Below are 21309 nucleotides of genomic sequence, written 5' to 3'. Positions count from 1 at the left end.
CCTGAGTCTTCCAACAGGATGACGTGTCTTTAGACGATGTTCTACTTAATGCCCCTTCCCTTCATAGGTTCAGGAACATTTGCTTGTCAGGCTGATCAAGGCGCTTGCGCTTTTATTCGGATTCACCTCATTGTACCAGCTTGCATAGTTCATTATCAATGTAAGTATTCTTGATACTTGTTCAAAATCCTTTTTTAATAAAACTTTTTTTACAGGACATACTATTACAAAACTTAAAAGAGAGGAAAGAATAAATGAGAGCGAATGAGAAAAATCAAACATTAATCTATAGCTCTTCCCAGATCATTCAAATGGATTTACAAGATAAGTGTGAAAAAAATAATATGGATCTATTACATGAATCCATTCATGAGGCTGGTTTAACTTTATCGGAAATAAAAGCTTGGAAAAAAAGTCTTTATCGTTCTTAAAATATTTGGAAGCTATTGACAAAGAAGCGCGAAATTCGTATGATAAAATAATCAAATTACAATATTAAGCTGATGAGGGAAAAAGTAATTAAGAATGGTCAGAAAGAGAGGAAATGCCTCGGTTGAAAGCATTTCTCTGATATATTTCTTAATGAAGCACATTCCGTAGGCTTCCTCTTCGAACCCATAAAGTGTGTGTTCAAAAAGGAGGATAAAAAGGACCAAGAAGTTCAAGGCGGCGCAGTTTTAAGCAGCGGACTTGTACAGGATGTACTGACTTCCGTGTTACCCACAGGACGTGGGCAACACGGAGGATCCTTATCACCTGATACATGAGCAGTGCAGAAACAAGCCAACGAACTTCCACAGGATGTGGTGACTTCGACGTTCGACACAGGACGTGTCGGTGCTTAGTCGAAGATCCTTTATTCTCGAAGTGTCATTTTTACCGAACTTTTTGAACATCCTCTTAAAGATAGTAGAAGTTGGACGTACGCAGGCGATAACGGTTAAAGTGAAAGCTGTTAAATATATAGCTTTAAAAAGGGTGGCACCGCGGGAAATAAACTCTCGTCCCTTGTTTTTCGGAACAAGGGACGGGAGTTTTTTTGTAGAAAAAATGTCCGTTTAGCTATATAGTCATGAAAAAATGTAAGGGGGATTAAACATTGGCGATTCAAATACCTAGAGGCACACAGGATATTTTGCCAGGGGAAGTAGAGAAATGGCAATGGATTGAGGAAACAGCTAAAAAAGTATGTCAATTATATCAGTATCAAGAAATAAGAACACCCATTTTTGAACAAACAGAATTATTCCAACGAAGTGTGGGGGATACGACTGATATTGTTCAGAAAGAAATGTATTCCTTTCAGGATCGTGGGGGAAGAGATCTGACATTACGTCCAGAGGGAACAGCTGCGATTGTGCGTTCTTTTACGGAAAATAAAATGTTTGGGTTACCTAATCAACCTGTTAAGCTTTATTATCTCGGACCTATGTTTCGCTACGAGCGCCCACAGTCAGGTAGATACAGACAATTTGTACAGTTTGGTGTAGAGGCACTAGGCAGTATGGATCCAGCCATAGATGCAGAAGTGATTGCTCTAGCAATGCAATTCTATCGTAGCTTAGGCCTTAAACGATTGAAGCTTGTTATAAATAGTCTTGGTGATCGAGAAAGCAGAAAGGCTCACCGAGATGCATTGATTCAACACTTCCAACCACGCATTGATGAATTCTGCTCAGATTGTCAAGAAAGATTAGAAAAAAATCCGCTTCGGATTTTGGATTGTAAAAAGGATCGTGATCATGAGTTAATGGCTTCAGCTCCATCTATTCTCGATTTTCTAAACGATGATTCAGCCACTTATTTCAAGCAAGTGCAGCATTATTTACAGGGCATGAACATTGAATTTGTTGTCGATCCTACTCTTGTAAGAGGTTTGGACTATTATAATCACACTGCTTTTGAAATTATGAGTGAAGCGGAAGGGTTTGGAGCGATTACAACTCTTTGCGGCGGTGGCAGATACAATGGCCTCGTACAAGAAATGGGGGGACCTGACACTCCTGGGATCGGATTTGCTTTAAGTATAGAACGATTAATTCAAGCCTTAGAGGCAGAAGCTGTTCCAATGAAAAACAACAAACAAATCAATGCTTATATTATCGCTCTAGGCGAAAAAGCAAAAGATTATTCGGTTGCGTTGTTGGAAAATTTACGTCGTGATGGTCTATCTGTTGAACGAGATTATATGAATCGGAAATTAAAAGCACAGTTTAAAGCTGCAGAACGTCTTGGTGCGCAACATGCCGTGATCATTGGGGATGATGAATTATCCTCAGGTGTAGCAACAGTGAAAAACCTTGCGACCGGAGAACAAAAAGAAGTCGTCTTGGAGCATCTTAAAGAGGAATTGTTAAGTTGATGGGGGGAAAAGAGATGTTTGGAAGATCTTATTATTGTGGAGAAGTAACAGAATCGGCTGTTGGAGAGTCCGTTGTTTTAAAAGGCTGGGTTCAAAGACGAAGAGACTTAGGCGGGCTAATCTTTATTGATTTACGTGACCGTTCAGGAATTGTTCAAATTGTATTTAACCCTGATATGTCAAAAGAAGCTTTGGAAAAAGCAGAAAAAGTAAGAAATGAATATGTACTAGATGTACGTGGCCAGGTTGTGAAGAGAGAGGATAGCACAATAAATCCGAATATTTCTACTGGGACAATTGAAGTGCTCGTATCAGATATCACCGTGCTCAACGAAGCCAAAACGCCACCATTTATGATTGAAGATCGAACAGATGCCGCTGAGGAAATTCGTTTGAAATATCGTTATCTTGATTTACGTCGACCCGATATGTATTCCGTATTTAAAATGCGTTCCGATATTACGAAAACGATTCGTAATTTTCTAGATGACGAAGGGTTCTTAGATATGGAGACACCGATTTTAACAAAGAGCACACCTGAAGGAGCAAGGGATTATTTAGTTCCAAGTAGGGTACATGCTGGCGAGTTTTTTGCATTGCCTCAGTCTCCACAGCTGTTTAAACAATTATTGATGGTAAGTGGATTTGATAAATATTATCAGATTGCCCGGTGTTTCAGAGATGAAGATTTGAGAGCAGATCGACAGCCAGAATTTACACAAGTGGATATTGAAGCTAGTTTTATGAGTCAAGATGATATTCGAAACATGATGGAAGCAATGATGAAAAGAATAATGCGTACAACGAAGAATATTGAGATTGAAACACCATTTCCAATTCTAAAGTATGACGATGCAATGGCAAGATTCGGTTCTGATAAGCCTGATACTCGTTTTGGAATGGAACTGAATGATGTATCTCAACTTGTAAAGGATAGCGGCTTTAAGGTATTTTCAGGAGCAGTGTCATCAGGGGGACAAGTAAAGGCAATTGTGGTGAAAGATGGCAATCAGCACTATTCCCGTAAAGATATTGATGCCCTTGGAGAATTTGCAGCAAGATATGGAGCAAAAGGATTGGCTTGGATGAAAGTCGAAGAGACCACTTTGAAAGGGCCGATTGCGAAATTTTTCTCGGAATCAGAGCAAGCTGAATTATGTCAAACGCTCTCCGCTCAATCTGGAGATTTAATTTTATTTGTGGCAGATAAGAGTTCCGTTGTTGCAGATGCCTTAGGGGCTTTACGCTTAAAATTAGGAAAAGACCTGAAATTAATTGATGAATCTGTGTATCAATTTCTTTGGGTTGTGGATTGGCCATTATTAGAATACGACGAGGAGGAAGGTCGTTATTCCGCTGCCCATCATCCTTTTACGATGCCTGTTCGTGAGGATATTGATAAGCTAGAAACAAATCCCGCAGAAGTAAAAGCACAGGCTTATGACCTTGTGTTAAATGGATATGAGCTTGGTGGAGGATCTTTGAGAATTTTTGAAAAAGATATCCAAGAAAAAATGTTTAAGACACTTGGATTTTCAGAAGAGGAAGCGAAAGAAAAATTTGGTTTCCTGCTTGAAGCATTTGAATATGGAACTCCTCCACATGGTGGAATCGCCCTTGGTTTAGATCGTCTAGTCATGCTTCTTTCCGGTAGTGGCAGCTTGCGTGACACGATTGCATTTCCGAAAACAGCAAGTGCGAGTGACCTATTAATGAAGGCGCCAGACATCGTAAGTGAACAACAGTTACAGGAATTACATTTGCATTTGGTGAAAGAGGATTAAGAAAAGCGCAAGCGTCCGTTTATCGATGAACAAACTTAAAGGTTGAACGGCTAAACTCGCGACGTCCTGTCGCTTCGTCCGCACTCGTACATCCTGTACGTCGCAACGCCGTTCTAACCAATATCCTGTTGGCCAAAGATAAAGGAAATCCGATGAGATTGCAGAGGAATCGTTGTTGACTTATCGTAGGAGGGTACTGAAAGTTTGCTAGTCGTTGGGCGCTGGAGTTAAATAAAGCATTAGCCAAAATCTATACTTTCTTATCTTAAAACAGGGATAAATCCCCATTTCGCTCCATTTGAAAAAATAAATAACCTGTGATAATATTTTATTAACAGGATAAATCCTGATGTGTTCGTCCTAATGCCTTATCGTTTTGACCGACAAGTTATAATTACGGGAGTCTGTTTGTCTACCTTCCGAGTATAAGCCTCCGCTTGAGAGGACATATGAGGTTTGTAGCAGGACACCCACCTGCCTAGAGCGGGTTCAAAACAAAGGTTAAAAAGACGGCATAATCGGGATTTATCCATTTTTTTCAATGATACAACCAGCTGGAGAAACGTTGGTTGTTTTTTACTGTGTAAAATGGACTCTATTAGCTTGCGATGTTTCACACGATCTCGTTATGTTATCTAGCAGTGAAATCTATGAGACGATATTATATTTTTTGAAAGTAAACTGATTATACGGAGTTGAACAAGATGTTACACCAATTTTCGCGCAATGAATTAGCGATTGGACAAGAAGGGCTTGAGCGGCTGAAGAACAGTACAGTAGCTGTTCTAGGAGTAGGTGGGGTAGGTACTTTTGCAGCAGAAGCTTTAGCTCGATCTGGAGTTGGAAAACTGATTTTGGTTGATAAAGATGATGTAGATATAACCAATGTCAATCGACAATTGATTGCGTTATTATCAACTGTCGGTCAACCGAAAGTTGATTTAATGGAGAAAAGGATTCAAGATATTAATCCCGAATGTAGAGTAGTTTCCTTGAAAATGTTTTATACAGAAGAAACCTCGGACCTGTTTTTTGAACAACAACCTGATTTTGTAGTAGATGCCTCAGATACAATCAGTTACAAAATTTTATTAATGAAGGAATGTTTAGAGCGGAAAATTCCGATAATCTCTTCCATGGGTGCAGCAAACAAGATGGACCCTACACGCTTGAAGATAAGTGATATCTCGAAGACCCATACGGATCCGATTGCGAAAGTGATTCGGACGCGGTTGAAGAGGGAAGGGATCAGAAAGGGAATCCCGGTTGTTTTTTCGGATGAGAGCCCAATTGTGATCAAGGAAGATGTTCGAAAGACCGTGGGGAATGACGAATCGGATATTCGTAAAGCGCAAATGCCTCCTTCTTCCAATGCCTTTGTTCCTTCAACAGCGGGTTTAATTGCGGCTAGTTATGTCGTAAGGGAAATTATTAAAGATATTACAATCGAACGAATAAAGGATCGTAAATAGTTGAACAAATGAGTTTTTTAATGGACCGAAACGAAGAAACATAAATTATTTTCGATTTATGTTTCTTTTGTTTCGGTCTTATTTTCTTTTTTGGGTATTTGGAGAAATAGGAGTGGCACATAGCGGCCGCTCCTATTCTTCTATAAATCATGAAATGGATAGTTAAGGTTAAGAGATGTATGTTTATTTTTTGGATTTATAAATGCAATGTATGGCTTTGTATGACTCATAAAGATTCACTAAATAAGGTTATAAGATGGATATAGACTGTAATTAGGGGCTTTGTTAATTTATATATAGGCAATAATCCTATTGGGAATAGATTTTTTAGTAAATTCGAAAATCAAACAAGAAAAGGAGGTTTATCCATGAGTTCTAAAGTAACGCCGTTAGCTGAGACTACTAAGCAGAAGTTTTTAACGCCAAAAAGGAAACCGCTTACAATTCGTTTGTGGAAAGATCGATGGCTTTATTTATTTTTATTACCAGGTCTTGTCTATTTTCTTGTTTATAAATACATGCCAATGTGGGGCGTTTTAATATCTTTTCAGAATTACCAGCCCCACCTAGGTATATGGAATAGCCAGTGGGTAGGATTCAAACATTTTGAAAGGTTTTTTAGTGAACCAGAGTTTTGGATGTTGTTTAGAAATACCCTATATATTGCGTTTCTAGACTTAATGATTTTCTTCCCTATCACCATTATTATTGCCCTTTTATTGAATGAAGTTAGAAAAGAAATGTTCAAACGTTTTGTTCAAACCATGGTTTATGTTCCCCATTTTCTATCATGGGTTGTTGTTGTTGGGATCAGCTATATTTTATTAACTACAGAAGGTGGAATCATAAATGAACTTATCTCTTGGGTGGGAGGCGATAAGATCCCGTTTTTAATGAGCCAGGATTGGTTCCGTCCACTTATCATCATTCAAATGATTTGGAAGGATGCTGGATGGGGAACAATTATCTTTCTTGCTGCTTTAGCGGGTGTGAATTCACAATTATATGAGGCTGCGCGGATTGACGGTGCCAATCGGTGGCGACTATTGTGGCATATTACCTTACCTTCTATCCGTAGTGTCATAGTGATCTTGCTTATTCTTCGTCTTGGGAATTTCTTGGATTTGGGCTTTGAACAAATCTTCCTTATGTTAAATGCAATGAACCGTGAAGTTGGAGAAGTCTTTGATACTTACGTATATCAAGTTGGAATCAGACAAGGACAATTTAGCTACAGTGCAGCGGTCGGTCTATTTAAATCGATTGTAGGTTTTATATTAGTTATAGGTGCCAATTCATTGGCAAAGAAATTTGGTGAAGAGGGGATTTATTAGTAAATAGCGGGGGGAGGTATAGCTCTTGATTCAGGATAAAACGATTGGAAGTAGAATATTCGATGTATTTAACCACCTGATTTTATTTATTATTGCCATGGTAACTGTTCTTCCGTTTTTATATGTTGTAATGACATCTTTTTCCAATTCATCATCGATCATTCCAACAGGTTTTTCTTTAGATGCATACCGTTATATTTTTTCAACTGAAACATTTGCAAGAAGTATGGGCGTCTCGGTTTATATCACTATTTTAGGAACATTTATTAACTTATTTTTTACCTCGTTAATGGCCTATGCTTTAGCACATACTCATATTGCGGGCAGGCGGATCATTTTGCTGCTCGTAATCTTTACAATGTTATTTAATGGGGGGATGATCCCTACGTATTTTATCGTCAAAGGGACGGGACTAATAGATTCATTATGGGCATTAATGATTCCTAATGCTATCAGTGCTTTTTACCTTATAATTATGAAAAACTTTTTTCAAGGGATACCGGAAGAGTTGAAGGAATCGGCGAGAATAGATGGATGTCATGAAGTGGGTATTTTATTTAGAATCGTCATCCCTCTATCATTGCCAGCAATGGCTGCTTTTGGTCTTTTTTACTCAGTTGGATTATGGAATCAGTATTTCAATGCTGTTTTATATATTAATAATCCATTAAAATGGCCTGTGCAAGTATTGCTTCGACAAGTTGTGATCTTAGCTCAAGGTTCAATTGGAGATTCTTCTGAAATTGCAGATGATGCAGTTGTTTTTTCAGAAGGAATTAAAATGGCAGTTATTGTGATTTCCACCGTCCCTATCCTGTTAGTGTATCCTTTCTTACAAAAACACTTTGCAAAAGGGGTACTACTAGGATCTGTTAAAGGATAAGGTGAAACTTTAATCGGCAGGCTGTAACAGACAGTTAAGACAGGATAAATCAATTTTGTCTGAAAAAAGGAGGAGAAAGAGCCATGTTGAAGAAATTACTTGTTTTTATGATTGGGTTGGTGTTACCTGTAATTTTTTTAGTAAGTTGTAGTGGGAAAGAGCAAGTGGCTAGTGAAAAACCTAGTTCTAACCAGGATGGAGAATTAGAAATTAGTATTATGATGCATTTCGATGGCATCGAATTCCCGCAAAAAGGAAATGATGTTGAAAAAGCGATAGAGAAATATACAAATACAAAATTGGATATCCAAGCTGCTCCAGGTGCAACCTTTTCAGAAAAGTTACCGGCTGTCATTGCTTCAGGAGATATGCCTATGGTCATCGGTATGAATCAGTTCAGAGAGCCATATATGATTAATGCGTTTAGGGGCGATCTGTTTTGGGAAATTGGCCCTTACTTAGATCAATTTCCAAACTTATCAAGCATTAATCCAATTATTTTCGAAAATATTTCCACCGATGGAAAAACCTATGGACTTCCACGGATTCGACCTTTAGCCCGTGATATCTATACCTACCGAAAGGACTGGTTGGATAACTTGGGAATGAAGGAACCAGAAACGATTGAAGAGTTTTACGAAATGCTCCATGCTTTTACCTATAATGATCCTGATCAGAATGGGAAGGATGATACGTACGGTATGACTGTGGAAAAGGAAGGATTGATTAATCGGTTTGCTCCTCTATTTGGGGCACCAAATGGTTGGGAAGAGAAAGATGGAGAGTTTATTCATACAACATCCACTCCAGAATATTTGGATGGGTTGAAATTCTTTAAAAAGTTATATGACGATGGATTAATTACAGAAGATTTTGCTGTTATTGAGCGTTCTCAATGGGAAGAAGCCTTTTCTCTGGGAAAAGCAGGAGTTTGGCCTGATACGAGTAATTCGATTGTACGTATGTATAATCGAATTAGAGAACATGACCCAAATGCAGAATTGGGAGCATTCAGTTTACTTGAGGGACCTCATGGAAAGAGGGTTCCTGCAGGAGGAGGACATAATGGGATATTTGTTTTTCCAAAGTCAGCTATAAAAACAGAAGAGGAATTACTTCAGGTTTTAGCCTTTTTTGAAAAACTTCAGGAAGAGCCAATGCATACATTATTTAAATGGGGAATTGAAGGAAAGCATTATGACTTGGTTGATGAAAAGCCTGTTTTAAATGAGGGAGCAGACCTTCATAATGATGTCATTCTTCCTTACACATTACCACTTGGAATTGTACCAGCGGAAACGAATGCGCTAGAAGGTGATATTTCAGCGCTAGAGAAGTTAGAAATAGAACTTCCGATTGAAAATGAATCTTTTGCTATTCATAATCCTGCAACTAGATTAATTTCAGACACACAAGCCGATAAAGGACCACAATTAAATACAACCATTTCTGATGCAAATATAAAGTTTATTATGGGGCAATTGGATGAAGATGGTTGGAAAAAAGAAATAGAAAAATGGCGAGCTAGCGGCGGAGACAAAATGGGAGAAGAGTATGCCGCAGAATATGCTAAATTAGAACAATAATATTGGCTTATAAAATTTGAGACAGGTATCTCTTGCTGCCTGTCTTATTACAATGGAATCCCCTAAAAGTCACTTGTAACTTTTGAAATATTAAGATTAATATATTAGGAGAGCCTGAATACTATGGTGGAATAAGGGGGATCTTTATGAAAAAATCAAGATATTATAAAAAACTATTTATATTTAGTCTATTATTATCAACTATCCCTGTTATTATATTAGGCGTTCTATCTTACTACAAAGCAGCGAGCGAAATAGAAGAAAAAGTTGCAAAAGAAAATATGCAAGTTTTACAGCAGACTAGGATGAGTCTAGAATATCACCTAGAGACACTAGATAATAATGTAACACAATTTATTTTGTCCCCCTTATTTACCTCTAACTATGAACGTAGGTTAACTTCTAAAGATTTTGTAACATATCGAGATTTATTAGCTGCGATGAAAAGATTCCAAACAAACAAATTATGGAGTGACGAGATAGAACTAATTAATTTTAGAGAAAACTGGATGATTACAAAAGCTGGATTAAATTATCCTAGTGAAACGGGATATTTTAGAAAATACTCCACTGTAAAAGAAATTCCCAATTCTTCAGCTTGGATGACGATTTCGCAGGACAATGTGGAATCTGTCAACTTAGTAAAAAAACTACCTTTGTTAACGAATGAACCAAAAGGGCTAATAAGGATATCAATTCCCAAGAAGGAAATTAGCAAGCTAATGAATGGAAATAAAAATATAGAAAATTTTTTTGTATTGGATAGTGATTACCAACTAATTTCTGAAAGTAGATCTTGGAATCACCTTCTTACATCGGATAAGCTGATTAATGAACTCAGAAGAAAAGAAATGGAAAATGGTTACTTTACGTTGAAAATAAATGATGAGCATGTTGGCGTTAATTTTAGTAAATCTTCTTATAATTATTGGACCTATTTATCCATTGTCCCGATAGGAGCTATCACTAAGGACTCAAAGGATATCGGCTGGTATACGGCAATTGTGTGTGGAATTATTTTGCTTGCTACAATTATTGCTGTCTTCTTATCTTCCAAGCATTTGTATCAGCCAATTCTTCACATGTATCAATCTGTTGTGTCTCACGAAGGTAGTAAAAACATTTTAAATCTAAAGGATGAATTTATAAGTATACGGAATGGGATTTCTCAATTTCAGGATCAGATTAAAAGTCAAAGAGAACATTTAAAAGAATTCTTTGTTTTAGGTTTGTTTATGGGACAACTAAAAGTTGAAAAAATCAATGAAATGGTAGAGGATCTAGAATTTAATATAGATTGGCAATCACTGGCTGTCCTCGTTATTCAAAATGATGTGCCGGAAAAAGCTAAATACAAAGAAGCAGATAATGAATTAATATTATATTCAATTAAGAATCTAATCAGCAAATCGGTTCCTATCGGAGTACGCTTTCCTCCGGTAGTTTTGGATGATTACCAAGTGAACATCATACAAATCAATGAAAAAAATCCAAAAGATCATAATAAATATTTATACAGTTTGGCTGAAGAAATTCATCGTTTGGTTCAGAACTATCATGAATTAAACATTCGTATTGGAATTAGTCGCCCTTATAGAAATCTAGCTAACACCGAACATGCTTACAAGGAAGCAACAGAGGCACTTAGGTTTTATCAGAAAATAGAACCTAGAACGATCATAAGTATTGATGATGTTGTTCTAGATCACACTGAAAAAAGCATTTTTCCGAAACAGGTTTGTCAGGAGCTAATAGATTCGATAAAGGGTGCACATACAGAAGAGGCTGAACGATTAATAAACGAATTTATGACAACGGTTACAAAAGATAATGTTTCTTTTCAGCAATATCAAAACATAATGGTGCAATTACTTTCTAAGCTTTTGGAGCTTGTTGAAGAATTGAATGAAACTTTGGAAGCTCTTTTCGGCAATAAACTATTATTTGAGGAGATACTACGACACAAGAATATAGATGAAGTTAGAAATTGGTTAACAAAGACTATACTACCACCGATTTTGGAAAAGTATGCCGAAAAACAAAGGAGCGCACAAATTAATATCACAGTAAGTGTCATATCCATTATAGAAAAGGAATTTACTAGCAATTTAACGCTTGAGATGATAGCTGCTAAGATAAATTTCCATCCTAGTTATATTAGCAGAGTATTTAAAAAGGCAACAGGACTAAGCTTCAGTGAATACCTTTTAAAGTTTAGAGTAAAAAAAATGAAACAAATGTTAAGAGAAACAAATTTGAAGGTTTCTGAGATTGCGGAGATCTTTCATTTCAATAGCTCGGCTTCTTTTATTCGTTCATTTCGAAAGGTGGAAGGCATGACACCTGGACAATATCGAAAAAAATACCATTCATAATGCTACCAGGAATGATGCCTCCAGCTTTTAAGTTTGTGCTATTTTTTATTAACGATTATTCTTCCTAATTTTCTCATAGACCGTTGCTAAGGCCTGTTCAAATTTCCCTGTCTTTTTAGGATCATAATATTGTTTGTGCTTTAGTTTATCAGGGAGGTATTGCTGTTTCACCCAGCCACTCTCATAGTTATGAGGATATTTATAATCAATCCCTCTGCCGAGTTTTTTGGCTCCTTGATAATGTGCATCCTTTAAATGAAGAGGAACCTCCCCGCTTTGTCCTGCTCTAATATCACTAAGTGCTTGATCTATAGCGGTTATGGCTGAATTCGATTTAGGGGACAGACATAATTCAATCACAGCATTGGCCAGCGGAATACGCGCTTCGGGGAATCCAATTTTTTCAGCTGTTTGGATCGCGGCAAGGGTTCTAGATCCCGCTTGAGGATTGGCAAGACCGACATCTTCATAGGCAATTACTAAAAGCCTTCTAATAATACTTGGCAGATCCCCAGCTTCGATCAACCGCCCTAAATAATGAAGAGCTGCATTGACATCACTGCCTCTAATCGACTTTTGGAAACCACTTAAAACATCATAATGAGCATCGCCATCTTTGTCATGGGCTAGGCTTTTTTTCTGTAAGCATTCTTCTGCGACGTTCACCGTAATATGAATTTGTCCGTCTTCAGCAGGATCAGTTGATAAAACAGCTAGCTCTAAAGCATTTAAAGCGCTTCTAGCATCCCCATTGCTTGCCGTAACAAAATGCTCTAGAGCCTGTTCTTCGATGGAGATGGAATAAGTACCAAGCCCTCTCTCTGGATCTTCTAATGCACGTTTTAATGTCTGTTTAATTTCATTTTCACTTAATGGAAATAATTCGAAAATCTGACAGCGGCTTCTGATTGCCGGATTAATCGCATGGTAAGGATTACTTGTTGTGGCTCCAATTAAAATAATTGTACCGTTTTCTAAATAGGGGAGTAAGAAATCTTGTTTCGCTTTGTCAAGACGATGAACCTCATCAAGCAATAGGATCACTTTTCCACTCATTTTTCCTTCAGCGGCGACCACTTCCATATCTTTTTTATTATTTGTCACGGCATTTAAAGCACGAAAAGCATATTGTGTGCTTCCGGCAATCGCGCTGGCAATCGATGTTTTACCGATTCCAGGAGGACCATATAAAATCATGGACGATAATTGCTTTGCCTTGACCATTCTTGCTATAATCTTATTTTCACCAACTAAATGTTGCTGTCCCATTACTTCATCGATGTTTTTGGGACGCATTCTAAAAGCTAAAGGTTGTTTCTTCACAAATATCTCTCCAAACTGCTTAGAGTAATATAAAATCTTAGCTTATGGATAACTTTAAGGTTGTAATTGACATCCAGCTTCAACGCCTAGCGACTAGCAAACTTTCAGCTTCTGTTTGCGTAAGTCAACATCGGCTCATGCTTCGCCGTGCTGTCTAGCTACAGACGGCAGGAGCGAGAGACTGGCAGGATGCGAGTCCATCGGTGTTTCGACAGGACGTCGAGCTTTTAACCGATGTTCCGCAAAATAACCCTTCTTCGTTTCAGGAACATTTGCTTGTCGCTCCTAATCAGCCGTCTTTCGCATTTCATGTATCCTTTATCTCAGGGCTACAGGATGTAGGTCAGAACAGCGTTGCGACGTACAGGAGGTACTAGTGCAGACGTTGCGATTGTCGTCGCGTTTGAGTCTGCCGCCAGGACGGCTCGTTTTTAGCTGTTCATCCTTAATATGAAAGTTTGTACGTCGCTAAACGGGCGCTTACACTTTTGTTTTTATCATACCAAAATAGTCAGATATATGCATTAAATATGATGGATATGCTATAATAGTGAAATGTGAAGGAGTCTGATGTGGTGAAAAATGTAGAGCTATATAAACGATTCTTCCTTTTTGTGATCGGGCTTCTCATTATGTCTTTTGGGATTGTCCTTATGATTATATCAAATTTTGGAGTATCTCCATGGGATGTTTTACATGTTGGGCTCTATTATCAACTTGGTTTAACAATTGGAACATGGTCTATTCTCATTGGATTCATTGTGTTAGGAAGCTCGTCTTTATTAATGAAAAGATGGCCCAAATTTGGCGCCTATTTGAATATGATTCTTGTTGGATTGTTCATTGATATGTATATGAAAATTCCCTTTCTGATCGAACCAGATCATATGGTTGAGAAGTTTTTCATGTTTTTTATTGGGATGATCATTAACGCATATGGAATGGGAATCTATCTTTCAGCTGAAATGGGGGCTGGTCCTCGAGACAGCTTTATGCTTGCTTTACAGGAAAAAACAGGCTGGAAAATTGCGACAGTGAGGCGAATCATGGAAGTGATTGTCCTTGCAGTTGGTTGGATTTTAGGAGGACCTGTTTTTTATGGAACGATTATCTTTAGCCTAACGGTAGGTACTTTTATTGGATTTGCATTACCTCAATGTCAGTTTATAGCAAGAAAGTTTTTAAAGGTGAATAATAAATTAGATCAAAGAATAGAACGGAGTGCAGAATTATGAAAATCTCAACTAAAGGAAGATATGGATTAACTATTATGATTGAATTAGGTAAGAAATATGGAGAGGGCCCGATTTCACTAAAATCAATTGCCAAAACACATAACCTTTCTGAACATTATTTAGAGCAGCTTGCTGGGCCATTACGAAATGCTGGTTTAGTGAAAAGTGTCCGTGGTGCTTATGGAGGGTATATCCTCGCTAATGAACCAGCGAAGATTACGGCAGGCGATATTATTCGTGTATTAGAGGGGCCGATTAGTCCGGTTGAAGGCATTGAAGAAGAAGAACCTGCCAAACGCAATTTATGGATGAAAGTCCGCGATGCAGTGAAAGATGTTTTAGATAACACGACCATTGAGGATTTAGCTAATTATGAAGAGGATGGAACAGAGACCCCTTATATGTTTTATATTTAAATCTGTTCAAAGGTCAGTTTGAAATGAAATAGGTGAGAGAATTGGAAAGAATTTATTTGGATCATGCAGCAACGACTCCGCTGCATCCACTCGTACTAGATAAAATGACAGAGGTCCTAAATACAACATTCGGAAATCCCTCTAGTATTCACTCTTTTGGCAGAGAATCACGGAAACAATTGGATGATGCGCGGTTGATTTTATCTCAAAGTATCGGGGCTAATTCTGATGAAGTCGTGTTTACGAGTGGGGGAACAGAAGCAGATAACTTAGCCATTTTAGGAACAGCTCAAGCAAAGAAACATTTGGGTAAACACATTATTACCTCTAAAATCGAGCATCATGCTGTTCTTCATACATGTCAGTATCTGGAAAAAGAAGGGTTTGACGTCACCTATTTAAGTCCTAATGAGCAAGGAGAAATACTTCTAGACTCAGTGAAAGCGGCACTCCGTCCTGATACCATTTTAGTGACAATTATGTATGGAAATAATGAGGTCGGATCATTGCAACCAATAAGGGAGATTGCTTCTTTATTACAATCCCATCAAGCGCTTTTTCATACAGATGCTGTTCAAGCATATGGAGTAAAACCGATTGATGTCACCGAGTTAAGCGTTGATTTGCTGTCGGTAACAGCTCATAAAATCAATGGTCCAAAAGGAATTGGTATGCTCTATATAAAGGCTGACACAGGTATCGTTCCTATTTTATATGGCGGAGAGCAGGAAAGAAAGCGGAGAGCCGGTACGGAGAATTTGCCGTCCATTGTTGGCTTTGCCAAGGCATCTCAAATAGCAATGGATGATTTAGAGAAGAAAGCAGGATTTTTTTCACAGCTAAAAGCTACAATGACCAAAACATTTGAAGCGGAAAAAATTGATTGGAATATAAATGGTGCGCTTGCTGAAGGTTTGCCACAGATCCTGAATATTAGTTTCCCGCAGACAGATGTGGAATCAATGCTTGTAAATCTTGATTTAGTCGGGATTGCGGCATCTAGTGGTTCAGCCTGTACAGCAGGTTCAGTTGAACCTTCCCATGTTTTAGTTGCGATGTTTGGCGAAGGATCGGAGCGGGTTCGCAATTCGGTTCGCTTTAGTTTTGGGATTGATAATACAGAAGAACAAATGGTGAAAGCAGGAAAGGAAATCGCCAAAATTGTTCGCAGGTTTCAAAATTGAAAGGAAGATTTAAGATGAAAAAAGCACCAAAAGATACCCGAGTAGTTGTCGGTATGTCTGGTGGCGTTGACTCTTCTGTTGCCGCTCTTTTATTAAAAGAGCAAGGCTATGAAGTTATCGGTATTTTTATGAAAAATTGGGATGATACTGATGAAAATGGAGTCTGTACAGCAACAGAGGATTATAATGATGTCATCAAAGTCTGTAATCAAATTGGCATTCCTTATTATGCCGTGAATTTTGAAAAGGAATATTGGGATAAAGTATTTACGTACTTTCTCGATGAATATAGAGCTGGGAGAACACCTAACCCAGATGTGATGTGTAATAAAGAAATTAAATTTAAAGCCTTCTTAGATCATGCCATGAATCTTGGGGCGGATTATCTTGCTACAGGACATTATGCTCAAGTAGTTAATGATGGAAAAGAAGTTAAAATGTTAAGAGGCTTGGATGAAAATAAGGATCAAACATATTTTTTAAATCAATTAAGTGGGCAACAATTGGAAAAAGTCATGTTTCCATTAGGGTCATTACGTAAAAAAGAAGTACGTGAAATAGCTCAAAAGGCTGGGCTTGCTACAGCTTCGAAAAAAGATAGTACTGGCATTTGCTTTATCGGTGAAAGAAACTTCAAGGAGTTTCTACAAGACTATTTACCTGCACAAAAAGGCCGGATGGAGACATTAAATGGACAAAAGATGGGACAACACGATGGACTCATGTATTATACGATTGGTCAACGTCATGGCCTTGGGATTGGCGGAGAAGGTGAGCCATGGTTTGTGGTTGGAAAAGATCTAGAAAGAAATATATTGTTTGTTGAACAAGGATTTCATCATCCAACTCTATACTCAGATTCCATGATTGCGACAAATATCAATTGGATATCTACTATACCAAAACCGGCAATTTTTGAATGTACTGCTAAGTTCCGTTATCGCCAACCAGATGTAAAGGTGGAAGTGCATATTTTACCAGGACAAGAAGCAAAGGTGATCTTTAAAGAGCCCGTAAGAGCTGTTACACCAGGACAGGCGGTCGTTTTCTATCAGGAAGAAGAATGTCTAGGTGGCGGAACAATTGATCAGATTTATAAAGAGGATTCTCAACTTATGTATGTTGGATAGACAATATACACTATATAACTTCTAGAAATGTCAGTCGATCACGGCTGACATTTTTGATATAAAAATTAATGTTTCTAATCCAGGAATGAGATAGTTGAGAAACCATCAGCGATTAATTTTGTGCTATAATTTCATTAGAAAATGGTTCGGAGTGTGAGGTATGGATAAAAATAAACAGGCAATCGAGTTATTACAAGAAGGAAAGATTGAAAAAGCAGTTCAATTATTTACTGAAGTGATTGAAGAGAACCCTAAGGATCCCGTCGGGTACGTGAATTTTGCTAATGTACTGATCTCGATTGGAGAAACAGCACGTGCTGAATCGTTTTTACAAAAAGCGATTGAACTTGATGATCAGGCTGCGGCTGCTTTTTATAGCTATGGAAATTATTATTTCAATCAAGAAAAATATGATCAAGCTGTAGGGATGTTTGAGAAGGCGCTCGCAAATGGATTGGATACCAATGATTTGTATTATATGCTTGGTATGTGTTTTATGTCCTTAGGTAAATTTACCCTTGCGCTTCCCTATTTACAACGAAGTATAGAATTAAATGAGGATGATGTAGAAGCAAGATTTCAATATGGTTTGGCATTAGCCCAAGCTGAAGCCTATAAAGAAGCGATCAACCAACTACAAATCGTCATAGAAAAAGATCCACAACATGCGGATGCTTATTATAATGTAGCAATCGCTCATGCGGTTACAGAAGGAGACCCCGATTACATCCTCTCATTATTAGATCAAGCAGTAGCCATTCAACCAGATCATGTATTAGCCCTAAATGCAAGAAAGGCTGTTGTAGAATTATTGGAAAGTAAGAAATAAAGCTGTTAGGAGAGAGAAGTATGGATGTGCGGCAAGACTCGCTCGATCTTTTTTCTGAGCAGGAAAAATATATCCAAGGACATCATCTTGTGACTATTTTTCATAATGAAGAAAATTTCTATTCTGTGGTCAGAATAAGGATTGAGAAAACAGATATGGAAATAAAAGATAGAGAAGCCGTAATTGTTGGCCATTTTCCCAAATTACAGGACGAAGAATCGTATGTTTTCTATGGGCAAATGAAGGAGCATCCTAAATTTGGTCTACAATTTAGTGCAAGTCATTTTAAAAAGGTAATGCCGCAAACCAAGCAAGGGATTATCACTTACTTGTCCAGTGAATTATTTAAAGGAATTGGCAAAAAGACCGCCGAAAGAATTGTAGAAGAGCTTGGAGAAGCTGCGATTAGTCGAATTCTTGAACAACCATCCTTACTTGATTCGATTCCAAAATTAGCCCCAGAGACGGCAAAAGATTTGTATGAGACATTACTGGAACACCAGGGGCTTGAAAGAATTATGGTAGGGTTAAACCAATATGGATTTGGTCCACAAATCTCTATGAAAATTTACCAGGTATATAAGGAAGAAACCTTGACTATTTTGGAAAGAAATCCTTATCAATTAATTGAAGATGTAGAAGGCATTGGATTTGGACGAGCAGATGAGTTAGGTTCACAATTAGGGATTACTGGGAATCATCCTGATCGGATTAAAGCGGGTTGTCTCTATTTTCTTGAACAAGATTGTTTGAAAAATGGACATGTGTACCTTGAAGCAGAAGAATTATTAGAAAAAGTAAAAGGATTATTGGAAGATAGTCAACATATAGAAATTCCCTATGATAATATTGCACAAGAGATTATTAGTCTTGAAGAAGAAGGGAAAATTATAGGTGAAAAAAAGAGGATCTATTTACCTTCGCTTTATTTTGCTGAAAAGGGAATTGTAACAAATCTTAACCGGGTGATGGAACAGACGGAATATGCTGATCAATTTCCTGAATCGGAATTTTTATTAGCATTAGGGAAGTTGGAGGAACGACTAAATGTTCAATACGCCCCGTCACAAAAAGAGGCGATACAAACGGCTTTGACCAACCCGATCATGATTTTAACAGGTGGGCCAGGTACTGGGAAAACAACCGTTATTAAAGGGATTGTCGAACTTTATGGTGAGCTGCATGGCTGCTCGCTGGACCCAAAAGCGTATAAACAAGAAGAGCCGTTTCCTATTCTGTTAACAGCACCAACAGGTCGAGCCGCAAAAAGAATGTCAGAGTCAACGGAATTACCAGCCATGACCATTCATAGGCTCTTAGGAATGACTGCACAGGAGAATCTAGATTCTGATGGAGAGCGGGAATTAGAAGGTAAATTATTGATCGTCGATGAAATGTCGATGGTTGATACATGGCTAGCACATCAATTATTTAAAGCACTTCCTTCTCAAATTCAAGTGGTACTGGTAGGTGATGAAGATCAATTACCTTCTGTTGGACCAGGACAAGTATTAAAAGATTTATTAAAATCACATGCTGTTCCAGTTGTTCAATTAACGGATATTTATCGGCAAAAAGAAGGTTCTTCCATCATCGAGCTTGCACATCAAGTGAAAAAAGGTGAAATCCCTACTGATCTATTAGAGCCGCAAAAAGACCGCTCTTTTATCAAATGTCATACAGATCAAATGGGTGATGTGATCAAACGAATTGTTTTAAGTGCTAAAAAAAAGGGATATACCGCCATGGATGTCCAAGTGTTAGCTCCGATGTATCGAGGACCTGCAGGAATTGATGCAATGAATCAAATCTTACAAGAAATATTTAATCCAAATGAAGATCAAAAAAGAAAAGAACTTTCATTTGGGGAAACGAAATATCGAATTGGAGATAAAATTTTACAACTTGTCAATCAGCCTGAAAAAAATGTTTTTAATGGCGATATCGGTGAAATTATTTCAATTCTAACGGCAAAGGAAACAACCGAAAAACAGGATATGGTGATTGCATCCTTTGAAGGAACAGAAGTCACTTATACAAGAACAGATTTGAATCAAATTACGCTTGCTTATTGCTGCTCTATACACAAATCTCAAGGAAGCGAATTTCCAATCGTCATTATGCCAGTTGTGCGTAGTTATTATCGCATGCTAAGAAGAAATCTATTATATACAGGGCTTACCAGAAGTAAAAAGTCTTTAGTTTTATGTGGGGAAGAACAAGCATTCCAAATCGGGATCCAGAGGGAAGATGATCAACAAAGGAAAACATCCCTTTACGAAAAATTGAGTTCATTGCAATTGAACGAGGAAAAAGAAGTTGGCGATGAATTATCAGAAGAGACGTGGATGATGATTGATCCGATGATTGGAATGGAAAATGTTACGCCGTATGATTTTATGGAGGCAGAGGGAAAATAAAGATGTTCGGAAAGGAGTAGATTCTTTTGCGGACCTTTTCCCTCTTAAAGGACACGCCTATATATGATCATCAAGGTGAGCTTTTCGGCTCAGTTTGTGATATTTGTATTGATGAGAATGGCCGTGTAACTCATTTATTATTACAGAAAAAAGGGTTAATGGGGAAGAAATTTATTTTGCCAATGGAAGAAGTAACTGCTTGGGAAGAGAGCGGGATCACGCTTCGCTCTGACGACAAACTTAGATCCTATAGCAAAGATGAACGGACATATACCATGACACATGATCAGCCCCTAACAAAAATCAAGACCATTTCTCAAGAAGGAGAAACCTTAGGTTTATTAGATGATGTATATTTTTTAGAAGAGATGGGCACCATCGTAGGGTATGAGCTGACAGATGGTTTCTTTTCTGATATCACCAAAGGAAAACGAATCATTCGGACTTCACTTCCACCCCAGATTAGAGAAGAGACACTCGTAATGTCAGTGAATAAGTTACGAGGTGGTCATGATGATGATGAAATGTCCGAATTGCCAAAGTAAGGATCTCGGTAAGATCGGCGTCAATCAATATTATTGTTGGAATTGCTTTATTGAATTATCCATTGGAAAGGAAACAATCCATACTCATCAAGTCGAAGAGGATGGAAGCCTTAGTTCATTGGATGATTTATTTGATGAGCAACTCCGCAAGCTTAGTTAATTAGCAAGGGAGCCTGTTTTGGGGCTTCCCTTTTTTTATTACATAAATTCTCCCTTTGCATGAGAAACTAAATAGAATCTTGAAAGTTCAAGGATAAGCCCGCCGAATTACCAAAAGTTTACTGAGAATCGAGGTTTTTCAAAACCTTTTCAAAAAAAGACATGTCAAAGAAGCGGCACAAGTGTGTTTTCTTTTATGTTTTTGTAAACATTGTCTACAAAGATAGTGTGTGGTTGATTTCCACTACAGTTGCTCGCTTTCCGCTTGGAGC

At 37.9% G+C, this 21309-nt stretch carries 17 protein-coding genes and 1 other RNA gene; 17 read left to right on the top strand and 1 reads right to left on the bottom strand.

Features of this window, described 5'->3' with window-relative positions:
* Positions 1-254 precede the first annotated feature (254 nt).
* The 9 genes from KI375_RS07470 (at position 255) to KI375_RS07430 (ending at position 11796) form a co-directional block, all read left to right on the top strand.
* Positions 255-431, top strand: a complete 177-nt coding sequence (locus KI375_RS07470) for a hypothetical protein (protein WP_207451543.1) — start codon at positions 255-257, stop codon at positions 429-431.
* Between the two features lie 668 nt (positions 432-1099).
* Positions 1100-2362: a histidine--tRNA ligase gene (gene hisS / locus KI375_RS07465; protein WP_212972879.1), complete on the top strand. Its 1263-nt coding sequence runs from the start codon at positions 1100-1102 to the stop codon at positions 2360-2362.
* 14 nt (positions 2363-2376) lie between these two features.
* Positions 2377-4146, top strand: coding sequence for an aspartate--tRNA ligase (gene aspS, locus KI375_RS07460; RefSeq protein ID WP_212972878.1), 1770 nt, complete (start codon positions 2377-2379; stop codon positions 4144-4146).
* A 340-nt stretch (positions 4147-4486) separates the two neighbouring features.
* Positions 4487-4675, top strand: a non-coding RNA gene (ssrS, locus tag KI375_RS07455) — 6S RNA.
* A 175-nt stretch (positions 4676-4850) separates the two neighbouring features.
* Positions 4851-5618 carry a tRNA threonylcarbamoyladenosine dehydratase gene (locus KI375_RS07450; RefSeq protein WP_212972877.1) on the top strand — a complete coding sequence of 256 codons (768 nt, stop codon included), beginning with the start codon at positions 4851-4853 and terminating at the stop codon, positions 5616-5618.
* A 368-nt stretch (positions 5619-5986) separates the two neighbouring features.
* The gene (locus KI375_RS07445; protein ID WP_212972876.1) at positions 5987-6952 is read left to right on the top strand and encodes an ABC transporter permease; all 966 of its coding nucleotides are present in this window, start codon (positions 5987-5989) and stop codon (positions 6950-6952) included.
* 25 nt (positions 6953-6977) lie between these two features.
* Complete coding sequence (locus tag KI375_RS07440) at positions 6978-7835, top strand: carbohydrate ABC transporter permease (protein ID WP_212972875.1); 858 nt, start codon at positions 6978-6980, stop codon at positions 7833-7835.
* An 83-nt stretch (positions 7836-7918) separates the two neighbouring features.
* Entirely contained in the window at positions 7919-9421 is a 1503-nt protein-coding gene (locus KI375_RS07435; RefSeq protein ID WP_212972874.1) for an extracellular solute-binding protein, read from the top strand.
* A gap of 146 nt (positions 9422-9567) precedes the next feature.
* On the top strand, positions 9568-11796 hold the full coding sequence (locus KI375_RS07430; protein ID WP_212972873.1) for an AraC family transcriptional regulator: 2229 nt from the start codon (positions 9568-9570) through the stop codon (positions 11794-11796).
* Between the two features lie 48 nt (positions 11797-11844).
* On the opposite strand, the gene KI375_RS07425 is transcribed toward KI375_RS07430, so the two are convergent.
* Positions 11845-13092: a replication-associated recombination protein A gene (locus KI375_RS07425; protein WP_212973165.1), complete on the bottom strand. Its 1248-nt coding sequence runs from the start codon at positions 13090-13092 to the stop codon at positions 11845-11847.
* Between the two features lie 602 nt (positions 13093-13694).
* Here KI375_RS07425 and KI375_RS07420 point away from each other — a divergent pair.
* From KI375_RS07420 to KI375_RS07385, 8 genes are all read left to right on the top strand, one after another.
* Positions 13695-14354 carry a YczE/YyaS/YitT family protein gene (locus tag KI375_RS07420; protein ID WP_244852402.1) on the top strand — a complete coding sequence of 220 codons (660 nt, stop codon included), beginning with the start codon at positions 13695-13697 and terminating at the stop codon, positions 14352-14354.
* Positions 14351-14770, top strand: coding sequence for a cysteine metabolism transcriptional regulator CymR (gene cymR / locus KI375_RS07415; protein WP_207451526.1), 420 nt, complete (start codon positions 14351-14353; stop codon positions 14768-14770). Before KI375_RS07420 ends, cymR begins: the two co-directional genes overlap by 4 nt.
* A gap of 41 nt (positions 14771-14811) precedes the next feature.
* Positions 14812-15954: a cysteine desulfurase family protein gene (locus KI375_RS07410; protein ID WP_212972872.1), complete on the top strand. Its 1143-nt coding sequence runs from the start codon at positions 14812-14814 to the stop codon at positions 15952-15954.
* Between the two features lie 14 nt (positions 15955-15968).
* Complete coding sequence (gene mnmA, locus KI375_RS07405; protein WP_212972871.1) at positions 15969-17084, top strand: tRNA 2-thiouridine(34) synthase MnmA; 1116 nt, start codon at positions 15969-15971, stop codon at positions 17082-17084.
* A gap of 160 nt (positions 17085-17244) precedes the next feature.
* Positions 17245-17913 (top strand): tetratricopeptide repeat protein, encoded by a 669-nt coding sequence (locus KI375_RS07400; protein ID WP_212972870.1) that lies wholly within the window; start codon positions 17245-17247, stop codon positions 17911-17913.
* Between the two features lie 20 nt (positions 17914-17933).
* Positions 17934-20333 carry an SF1B family DNA helicase RecD2 gene (recD2, locus tag KI375_RS07395; RefSeq protein ID WP_212972869.1) on the top strand — a complete coding sequence of 800 codons (2400 nt, stop codon included), beginning with the start codon at positions 17934-17936 and terminating at the stop codon, positions 20331-20333.
* A 26-nt stretch (positions 20334-20359) separates the two neighbouring features.
* A complete protein-coding gene (locus KI375_RS07390) occupies positions 20360-20878 on the top strand; it encodes a PRC-barrel domain-containing protein (RefSeq protein ID WP_212972868.1) in 519 nt (172 codons plus the stop codon).
* Complete coding sequence (locus KI375_RS07385; RefSeq protein WP_057989149.1) at positions 20850-21038, top strand: hypothetical protein; 189 nt, start codon at positions 20850-20852, stop codon at positions 21036-21038. The genes KI375_RS07390 and KI375_RS07385 overlap by 29 nt, the downstream gene beginning before the upstream one ends.
* Positions 21039-21309: the final 271 nt, after the last annotated feature.

The organism is Bacillus sp. J14TS2 (genome assembly GCF_018333015.1).
In the GTDB taxonomy this organism is placed as follows: domain Bacteria; phylum Bacillota; class Bacilli; order Bacillales; family Bacillaceae_C; genus Lederbergia.
The sequence above is the reverse complement of the archived record's forward strand: the minus strand, read 5'-3'. Positions and strand labels throughout refer to the sequence as shown.